Raw genomic sequence first — 8,658 nt, 5'->3', positions numbered from 1 at the left:
TGAGTTAGTGCTACCATACACCCTCCACCTCCTGCACCTGTTATCTTTGCGCTGTATGCGCCCGCGCTGCGAGCTGCATATATAAGATCTGCAAGCTCCGGACTGCTGACACCGATAGCATCAAGAAGTCCCTGGTTAATGTTCATGAGTTCCCCTATCGATCCATATTCCTGTTTTATGACCAGTTCCTCTCCGGTGATCGATATCCTTCCAATGGTGGAAAGGATGGGATCGATGATCTGTGGATAATTTTTCTTAAGTAATGCAACATTAGATACCAGTTGCCTTGTGGAAGAAAATTTTCCTGTGTTGCCTATCACAATACCGCAATCAATGATATTAAGCTTCTTTTTCACAGGCACTATCACAACTCCGCCCATGGTGCTGACGTAGGTATCGGTTGGGCTGGCAGCACCCTGTATCTTTCTTTCGATACTGTGTCCCAGAGTGGCAATATCCTCTGGTCCCAGACCACATCCGAACAACAGGTTCAATGCCTGGATAGTGGCAATTGTCACGGCTGCAGATGAACCCAGGCCTGAACCAACCGGTATATCGGAGTCAATGCGCAGCTTTATACCTTTGATGTCCGCCATCTCGGACATTTTCTCTATCACAGATGATACGTAGGGGTACCTGTCATGATCAAGCCCTGTATCACCCAGCACCGAACTGATCCGTATGGTATCGCTTAAACTGGCTCGTACCTGAGTGCGCAGGTCTACAGCGCAACATATTGCGCTTTCCCCGTAAACTACCGCATGTTCACCGAACAGGTATATTTTTCCGGGAGCAGAACATGTTATCGTTTGCATCGTATCCGACTCATTCTAATATTATAGAGGCGTATCCCACTACACCGGAATCATCACCTGTTACTTCTCCGCTGGTTGCATACTTAAGAAGGTCTGCTTTGCTTGCTCCGAGTTCCCTGGCAGCAGTGATGGTTGCTGCAATAGGTCCATAACCGCATGCCGATATATCCTTTGCGTACAGCCTGCTGTAAAGATCATCTACGTTCATGTCCAAAATAGCCTTTATCAGGTACCTGTCATTGCTCTCTGCCACATGCGCAGGCTGGTAATGCGTGAAGTCGCTTGATGCGATCATAACAGCCTTCCTGCCAATATCTGCGATAGCCCTGGCAATTTCCACACCAACCTCAATGGCTGTTTCTTCGTCCTGCATTCCCATACATATAGGCAGTATCCTGAAGTCATGCTTAAAACGGTACTGGAGAAAAGGTATCTGGACCTCGACCGAATGCTCGAATCGATGAGCAAGCTCATCTTGATCGATCATACTGCCGGCAAGCTTTTCCGCCAGTTCATGGTCCGTTTCTACTTGTCCCAGAGGGGTAGACCATGTTTCTGTTGAAAGAGCTATCGGCGAGCCATAGCCAGTATGATTTGGGCCGAACACTACATAGGTTTCGGCCACTGGCAGTACGGCATACGAGCGAGCTGCGACCCTTCCGGAGTAGATATAGCCGGCATGGGGTACCACAATACCCTTTATGCCGGACCTTGGATCGATCGTGGTGCCTTTGAAGCAATCATCTAACTCTTTCCTCAAAGCCCCCGGATTCGCCGGATAGAATTTTCCCGCAACTATAGCCTGTCTCATACTACGTCACCCCATGTACATATAAGGGGTACATTGTATATGTAGTATGCTTCCAAAGGAAGGCCTTTCAAATACCGGCTTCGAAATCCTCGAATTGGTAATTGAAGTATGTACCATTGGTCTTTGAAATCTCTCTTGCAAGCAACCAGTAGATGAGTGAGAGGGCCTTTCTTCCTTTGTTGTTGGTCGGTATGACCAGGTCCACGTTGGAAGTCATGTTGTTCGTGTCACAAAGTGCCACCACGGGGATCCCAATGTTCACAGCTTCCTTAATTACCTGTGCGTCTCCTGCGGGGTCTGTGACTATGATCACATCGGGCTCAAAGAATGCCTCTACTGTCGGATTTGTAAGTGTTCCCGGAATGAAGCGCCCGACCATTGACCTGGCACCGAGAGCTTTTGCGAACTTCATTGCCGGGTACTGACCATATTGCCTTGCAGAAACTACAAGTATCCTGGATGGTTCATATTTTGACAGGAAGGTTGCCACCAGTTTTATCCTTTCGTCAGTTGACTGGATGTCCAGTACATAGAGTCCGTCAGTTCTTACTCTGTATACGAACTTCATCATGTTCTCTGTCTTCTGCTGGGTACCAATATGTACACCGGCTGCCAGATATTCATCTATAGGAACAAGTGAAGTGGATTTCTCTGCATCTGCACTGACGTCCAATAGTTTATCATCACTATCCGTTTGTATATCTGCATTATCAGTAACGCGTATTTCTTCTGTGGTCATTGGATCACCTTGAATTTATAGTCCCTTTTAACAGTAATTGGGATAACCCCAAGCTCTAGTTCTTTCTTTGCTATATACAGAGATTGAGTACTTGGATCATCGATCAGAACGGGTGCGCCCATAGAGATCTGCAGGGATCTGGCACCGATAATCCTTGCTCGCTCATATCTAGTATAATGTTCTGTGCTCAAAAAATCACCTTAAGGAATGATAGAACGTGATCATTAGGATATAATGTCAGGTATCGTCAACTAAAAGCTGCATAAGTAACGCTTATATCAGTGCGTGTTCTTTCCATACCTGAGATAGTTTTATCCGGAATCCCTCCGAATGTGGTCACATATCTGTTCTTACAGGCCAGTCTATACTAATTACAGTAAGAGTAAGGGAATGGGACCGCTGAGATTTGAACTCAGGTTCCGGCGTGATCCGCGTACTTAAAAGTACGTCCCGAACGCCGAAGGATGGTCCAGGCTACCCTACGGTCCCTTACTGATATGGTGCCAGTGTATCTACAAGCTCCACGTGGGACAGGAGTATCCGACGGCAGCAGTAACGTGTGATACCCAGGTCATCCATGACCCGGGCAGGATCTTCGCCATCTTTAGTTCTCCTTTTGTATTCATCCCAGCTGCTTGAGATCACTTTACCACAACTGAAACAACGGACTGGTATCATCTATATATGCCTTACCTGTATGATTTCTGATACTTAGCACGTGCACCAGGCCCACCAAATTTCTTGGTTTCTTTCTGCCTGGAATCGTTTACAAGAAGGTTGCGGTCATATGCCATATACGCATCACGCAGGTTGGTATCATTGGCCCATTCCACTATACCTCTTGCGATAGCTGTCCTTATGGCATTGGCCTGTCCTATAATGCCTCCGCCGCTTACCTTAACATCGATGTCTATTCCCTCTGCAACATCTCCTGCAAGCATCAGGGATTCATATATCTTCATCTTTACGAATTCAGGCTCATATATCTCAACGGGCTTCTTGTTAATACGAGTTCTGCCGGCTCCTTTTTTGATAGTGGCGCGGGCAATTGCGGTCTTGTTCTTACCTGATGAATTGACTACTTTGTTTGACATGATGATCCTCCTTAGAACTGGCCGCCCATCTTTGTGCTCACGTCCCCAAGTCTAATATACTTGTTAGAACTGAGCCTTTTCATACTTGCTTCGGCAACCTGTATCATTTCCTTGTCCTTGAGCTCGAGCGGAACGCCTACATGCACTTTAAGACGAGCCATTGCATCACGTCCTCTTGCTCTCCTGTAAGGCACCATTCCCCTTACTGTCCTTTTCAGAATACGGTCTGGTCTTTTAGGGAAATGAGGACCAAATTCGGTTGAACCTATAGCTATTTTATTCCTGTATTCTGCTATGGTATCAAGCCTGGAACCGGAGATCACTGCCTTTTCAGCATTAACGATATCTATTTTTTCTCCTGCAAGCAGCCTCTTTGCCACATCACTTGCAAGTCTTCCCAGAATAAGCCCATTGGCATCGATTATTGTCATCTTCAACACCTCTTACTGCAGTATCCTGATCTTTGATCCGCTGGGGTTCTCTTCAAGGATCTGCTCGATCGTCAGGTATTTGCCACCGATCTCATTGATCTTGTCAATGGCAGTGCCACTGAAATCAAGTGCAGCAATTGTGACCGAGGTCTTCAGCTCACCGGCACCCAGTACTTTACCGGGTATCAGGACAACCTCTCCTTCCTTGGCATATCTGTTGATCTTACTGAGATTGACCTGAGCATACTTACGACTGGGTTTCTCAAGTCTCTTTGCAATATCTCTCCAGATCAGAACATCATTATTCCGCGACTCTTCCTTGAGAGTGGAGATAAGTTCAGGTATTCTGGGATTGGTCTTTCTTGTAACTTTTCTTTGTGTCTTATTTCCCATAATGTCCCTCCGCAAGATCATCCGGACCTTACTCACGCGCTAAACCGCGTTCGAACATCCATGAGTGTTCTTCAGGGTATTCCATGTCCATAAGGACATCTGACTCTTGAATACTATTACTAGTACATAAAGATTGTGTGGTTCACTCCATGTTTGGGAACATCTCCGCCAACACTTTAGGGTAGATATTGCTTATGTCGCATCCTATCTCCTTAGCTACTACAAGTGCGGCAACCTCTATATCGACCATATCTCCCAGACTTTCCTGTTTTCTGCTGATCAGAGCAGCCACATTCCTGTTCTCCATTCCGGAACAGGCAGCTATCATTGCCATGATCTGCTCTATGAGAGGCCTTTCATGAAATATTCTTTCAGAAGGACGAAAACCACGCGGTATTTCCACTTTTCCTATATCGAACGTAGGAACCAGCTTATTATCATTTATCTCTAATAAGCGCAGGCTAAGAGCCTTATCCCTCACCTTTGAGGCATTTTCAGGTGACATCCATTTCAGGCCGAAAGAAAGGGCAAACTCAAAATCCCTTATAGAAATGAATTTTGCAGCATGCTGTTTGAAGGGTGCTGCCACAACGTACAGGAAATCATCCATCAGGATCCGCGCCTGATCTCCTCTATGATGGTGTCTGCAACCCTCCCGGCTTCGGTCCTGCCGGGCCCTTCTATCCTGTGTATCTGCAGTACGAGCACTTCGTTCTCAAGCAGGGCACGCACAAGATAAGTATCGCCTCTGAAAGGCACGCGATTATATTTCCCATCCAGGTAACTGTAACTAAGGACCACCTTGAAATCTATCATACCCTCCTTTTCGATAGTGTCGATCATCTGATCCACATTCTTGTAGTTAAGGGGCTCAAAGTCCACTCCATTACGCACGATCTCCACACTGATCTCCCTTTTTGCCTGGATCCGGTGCCCTCTCTGCACTACAGATTCGGTGACGAACATCCCGAATTTCCCATCCATGTTCGCCATCACTTTTACAAGATAGGGGAGATCCGAGTGATACCGGTACTTCTGTTCGAACTCGATCTCCCTATGCGGGAACTTATGATATATGCGCTTTCTCATGGTCCGGACCTGGAATAGGCCATATTACCAAATTTATATCCTTGAGATATGTATGGCTTTCAGAGCTTAACAAGCTTTGCCGTAAGTATCCCATCCACGCTACGCATTTCTTCCAGAATGGCAGGAGAGACTTCGGAATCTACGTTAAGGGTCATGATAGTGACTCCCCCGATCGCCGCTCTGCCAACCTGCATGCCGGATATGTTGATATTGTTCTTTCCAAGCACCATGCAGCACGGTCCTATCACGTTGGGCCTGTTGATGTGCTTTGCAACGATCATATAACCGGATGGGACTATATCCACACGTTCTCCGTCAATTCCAATGATCCGGGCTTCGTCCCCTATCATAGTTCCGGCAACGGATACTGATTCCCCATTATTGCTTAGTTTGATCTGGATCTCAGAGGCCCTTTCTCCGGAAGTTTCGGATTTGCTCTCTATCACTTCTATCTTCCTTGACCTTGCAAGTGCAGGAGCGTTCACATAGTTCACGCTGGAACCCAGGGCATTCTGCAGCATTCCCTTCAAAGCGGCAACCGTAACTGGCCTGGTGTCCTTTTCAGCTATCTCCCCGTTATATGATATCTCCACTTTCTCGTAGCTTGTGCCAAGCAGCTGAGCGCAGACATCCGCCATGGTCTCGGCAAGACCGATGTAAGGTGCAAGAACCCTCATGACCTCCGGTTTAACAGAAGGTATGTTGATAGCGTTCTTTGCAGTTCCTCCGGTCAGCACTGAAATTACTTCTTCCGCGATAGTGATAGCCACATTTACCTGTGCTTCCTCGGTGGATGCTCCCAGGTGCGGGGTCATGATAAGATTGTCACACTCCAGCAGAGGACTGCCCTTAGGAGGTTCATTGATGAAAACATCAAGTGCCGCTCCCGTGATCCTTTCGCTCTTGAGCGCCTCAGCAAGGGCCTCTTCATTGATGATGCCTCCACGGGCACAATTGATGACCCTCGCAGTTCTCTTCATGACGTTGAACTCTTCAGTATCGAGGATGTTCCTGGTCTCTTTCGTAAGTGGTGTATGCACTGTGATAAAGTCGGCATTTTCTGCTATTTCCTTTACTGTGGCCAGTTTTATTCCAAGCTCCTGTGCTTTCTCTTTTGAAATGTAAGGATCGTATCCCATTATGGTCATATTGAGGCCCTGCGCCCTTTTAGCAACTTCTGCTCCGATGCGTCCCAGACCGATAACCCCAAGCACCTTGCCGTTGACCTCCACACCCATGAAATTCTTACGTTCCCATTTTCCAGCCTTCATTGAAGCGTTTGCCTGCGGTATGTTCCTTGCCATGGACATCATCATGGCAATTGTGTGCTCGGCAGCGGAAAGCATATTTCCTTCAGGCGCATTGGTAACGATTATGCCTTTTTCAGTAGCTGCTTCGACATCTACGTTGTCAACACCCACTCCTGCCCGGCCTATGATCTTAAGATTCCTGGTAGCCTCGATAACTTTTCTCGTCACCTGTGTTCCACTGCGGATGACAAGGGCATCATAATTGACTATCTTAGCTGACAGCTCGCTTTCGGACAAGCCCGTGATAACATCTACATCAAAATGTTTCTGGAGCATTGCCAAGCCTTCCTCGGATAATGGATCACTGACTAATATCTTCATCTGTATGTCTCCTGTAAATGGGTGATATGGTCATGGCGACTTAAGCCAATTTCCACCTGTTTGCAGTATGTTAAGTCCAACTCTAACTACCATGCAAGTATATTTAGCAGTTGTTATTGCAGCAATACAGCAGAAAAGATATTGTACATACATATATCTTCCTTCCAGAAGGTTCGCATCTGGCCCATATCTGCACGTGTGTGCCCGGACCAGCACTATTCTCTGAAACGGAAATAGACACGCCTGTTGTTCTTACCTTTGTTCTCGGCCTTGAATACCTCTATATGAGGTATTTCCCCGGTACTGGCAACATGTGTTCCCCCGCAGGCCTGCCTGTCTATGCCAGGGATAGTGATCACTCTTATGCAAAGGACTTCCGGAGGAAAAGCATCTTTAAGTTTTACCACCGAAGGTATCCTGAAGGCTTCTTCACGGTCCATTGTTTCAATGGTGACAGGAATATTCCTGTCTATAACATCGTTGACCTTTGCCTCATAGGCTTTTAGTTGTTCCCTGTCGAACTCCTCCAGGGAGAAATCCACACGTGTCTTGTCCTCTGATAACTGGTTACCGCTGATCTTAGCACCTGTCTCGCTATGTATGATGGCGCTCAGGATATGACATGCTGAGTGGTAACGCATGAGCAGATATCTCCTGTCCCAGTCGATAACCCCCCGGATAGCATCTCCCTCTTTTAGTCCGCCTGCTCCGATCTCATGGTATACTCTTCCATCCGCTTTCCTCACACCAGTAACAGGATATGCTTTGCCGGCGCAATACAGAAAACCCGTGTCATGGGGCTGGCCGCCAGCTTCAGGGTAGAAAGCTGTCCTGTCCAGCACCACATATCTTTCATCGACCACATCTTCAACTACGGCATCGAACTCCCTGAGATAACAGTCTATACAATACAGTTCTTCCATGCCTATGAATGATGAGGTATACCATAAATGAGTTTCTTATGTACCATCTGCAAAATTTCTAATATCACCACGTTACATATATGCAGCGATGCCGGAACCAAGGATCTCGATCTATCCCATGCTTGCTGTGAACTTCATAGGCACCCTGGGTCTGAGCCTTGTTCTTCCCTTTCTGATATTCCTTGTCGAACGATTCGGAGGCAATGCTATCATCTATGGCCTTGCCGCGTCAATGTACCCTGTCTTTCAGCTAGTGGGAGGACCGTTGCTTGGAAGATGGTCAGATATATATGGGCGGAAAAAGGTCCTGTTCCTGAGCCAGGTAGGCACCTTTATTTCCTGGGTCATTTTTCTGGCAGCTATGCTCATTCCCGTTACCAGGATAGTCGATGTGAGGTCTGGCATGCTGGGAAGTTTTGTCCTCACCCTGCCCCTGCTGCTTATTTTTATAGCCAGGGCCTTTGACGGCCTGACAGGAGGAAATGTATCCGTTGCCAATGCCTATCTTGCTGACATCACTGAGGACAAGGACAGGAGCAGTGTATATGGTAAGCTTTCGGTTTCAACGAACCTGGGATTCATATTCGGACCAGCGCTTGCAGGCATACTGAGCGTTACAGTGTACGGTGAGATCCTGCCTGTGATCGCTGCAGTCCTGATATCGTTCGCAGGAATATTGATGATAGCTTTTCTTGTGCCCGAACCCAGGACACATGGCTTGCATGACCCTCA

Annotated in this window: 13 protein-coding genes and 1 tRNA gene; 1 reads left to right on the top strand and 13 read right to left on the bottom strand. The window is 47.1% G+C overall.

The features are described 5' to 3' along the window. The 13 genes from AB7U21_RS08220 to alaXM form a co-directional block, all read right to left on the bottom strand. Positions 1-815, bottom strand: an 815-nt coding sequence (locus tag AB7U21_RS08220) for a mevalonate kinase (RefSeq protein ID WP_428388226.1), incomplete at its 3' end; no start/stop codon positions are given. Between the two features lie 10 nt (positions 816-825). Beyond that, the gene (locus AB7U21_RS08215) at positions 826-1,626 is read right to left on the bottom strand and encodes an MEMO1 family protein (protein ID WP_333787545.1); all 801 of its coding nucleotides are present in this window, start codon (positions 1,624-1,626) and stop codon (positions 826-828) included. Between the two features lie 67 nt (positions 1,627-1,693). Continuing rightward, positions 1,694-2,365, bottom strand: a complete 672-nt coding sequence (rpsB, locus tag AB7U21_RS08210; RefSeq protein WP_333787544.1) for a 30S ribosomal protein S2 — start codon at positions 2,363-2,365, stop codon at positions 1,694-1,696. Further along, complete coding sequence (locus AB7U21_RS08205) at positions 2,362-2,556, bottom strand: DNA-directed RNA polymerase subunit K (RefSeq protein ID WP_292351463.1); 195 nt, start codon at positions 2,554-2,556, stop codon at positions 2,362-2,364. Before AB7U21_RS08205 ends, rpsB begins: the two co-directional genes overlap by 4 nt. Positions 2,557-2,756: 200 nt before the next feature. Continuing rightward, a tRNA-Pro gene (locus AB7U21_RS08200) sits at positions 2,757-2,854 on the bottom strand. Continuing rightward, positions 2,855-3,043 (bottom strand): DNA-directed RNA polymerase subunit N, encoded by a 189-nt coding sequence (locus tag AB7U21_RS08195; protein WP_333787543.1) that lies wholly within the window; start codon positions 3,041-3,043, stop codon positions 2,855-2,857. A gap of 11 nt (positions 3,044-3,054) precedes the next feature. Further along, a complete protein-coding gene (locus AB7U21_RS08190) occupies positions 3,055-3,459 on the bottom strand; it encodes a 30S ribosomal protein S9 (RefSeq protein ID WP_333787542.1) in 405 nt (134 codons plus the stop codon). Positions 3,460-3,470: 11 nt separating this feature from the next. Beyond that, positions 3,471-3,890, bottom strand: a complete 420-nt coding sequence (locus tag AB7U21_RS08185; RefSeq protein WP_333787541.1) for a 50S ribosomal protein L13 — start codon at positions 3,888-3,890, stop codon at positions 3,471-3,473. Between the two features lie 12 nt (positions 3,891-3,902). After that, positions 3,903-4,283, bottom strand: a complete 381-nt coding sequence (locus AB7U21_RS08180; protein ID WP_333787540.1) for a 50S ribosomal protein L18e — start codon at positions 4,281-4,283, stop codon at positions 3,903-3,905. 142 nt (positions 4,284-4,425) lie between these two features. Beyond that, positions 4,426-4,893, bottom strand: a complete 468-nt coding sequence (locus tag AB7U21_RS08175; RefSeq protein ID WP_333787539.1) for a DUF2240 family protein — start codon at positions 4,891-4,893, stop codon at positions 4,426-4,428. Next, positions 4,893-5,372, bottom strand: coding sequence for a hypothetical protein (locus tag AB7U21_RS08170; RefSeq protein ID WP_292351453.1), 480 nt, complete (start codon positions 5,370-5,372; stop codon positions 4,893-4,895). The genes AB7U21_RS08175 and AB7U21_RS08170 overlap by 1 nt, the downstream gene beginning before the upstream one ends. A gap of 59 nt (positions 5,373-5,431) precedes the next feature. Continuing rightward, positions 5,432-7,003, bottom strand: coding sequence for a phosphoglycerate dehydrogenase (gene serA, locus AB7U21_RS08165; protein WP_333787538.1), 1,572 nt, complete (start codon positions 7,001-7,003; stop codon positions 5,432-5,434). A 215-nt stretch (positions 7,004-7,218) separates the two neighbouring features. After that, positions 7,219-7,926, bottom strand: coding sequence for an alanyl-tRNA editing protein AlaXM (alaXM, locus tag AB7U21_RS08160; protein ID WP_333787537.1), 708 nt, complete (start codon positions 7,924-7,926; stop codon positions 7,219-7,221). 88 nt (positions 7,927-8,014) lie between these two features. Between alaXM and AB7U21_RS08155 the strand changes: the two genes are divergently transcribed. Further along, the coding region (locus AB7U21_RS08155; RefSeq protein ID WP_428388221.1) for an MFS transporter at positions 8,015-8,658 on the top strand (644 nt) is incomplete at its 3' end.

Source organism: Methanomethylovorans sp., assembly GCF_050177135.1.
GTDB lineage: Archaea > Halobacteriota > Methanosarcinia > Methanosarcinales > Methanosarcinaceae > Methanomethylovorans.
This window is presented reverse-complemented; position numbering and strand designations above follow the sequence as displayed.